1 pseudogene is annotated in these 502 nt (G+C 49.2%); it reads right to left on the reverse strand.

Features of this window, described 5'->3' with window-relative positions:
• Window positions 1–502 (reverse strand): annotated as a pseudogene (metL, locus tag R7Q48_RS31640) (bifunctional aspartate kinase/homoserine dehydrogenase II); the annotation flags it as partial.

The following is a 502-nucleotide window of genomic DNA, read 5'->3' on the forward strand; positions in this document are numbered from 1 at the left end:
GATAACCAGTTTACGCATGACATCCGAACCATCTAAATCAGCACGCGGATCCGGTTCTGTTAATCCTTGTTGCCACGCTAAATCGACCAACTCATTAAACGGCACCGAGCCATCAAACTGCTGGAACAGCCAAGAAAGTGTTCCCGAGAAGATTCCGGATAATGCCACAATCTCGTCACCACTTTCACGCAGATCTCGCACGGTATGGTTGATAGGTAACCCAGCCCCAACCGTCGCGTTGTAGAGCCAGTAACGACCGATTTTCGCGAATGCATCTTGGACTTGATGGTAGTACTGACTGTCGGCAGAGCCTGCAACTTTGTTAGCAGAAATTAAATGGATGCCTTGCTGAGCGATATCAACATAACGTTGCGCCAACTCTTTGCTCGCGGTCACGTCCAATACCACGGCTTCATCATAACTTTGTAAATCGCTCAACCGACTCAGCCACGCCCCATCGTTCTCAATACTTTCATCATCAAACTTGTCGGCAACTGCCGCC

The organism is Vibrio sp. 378, from assembly GCF_033339435.1.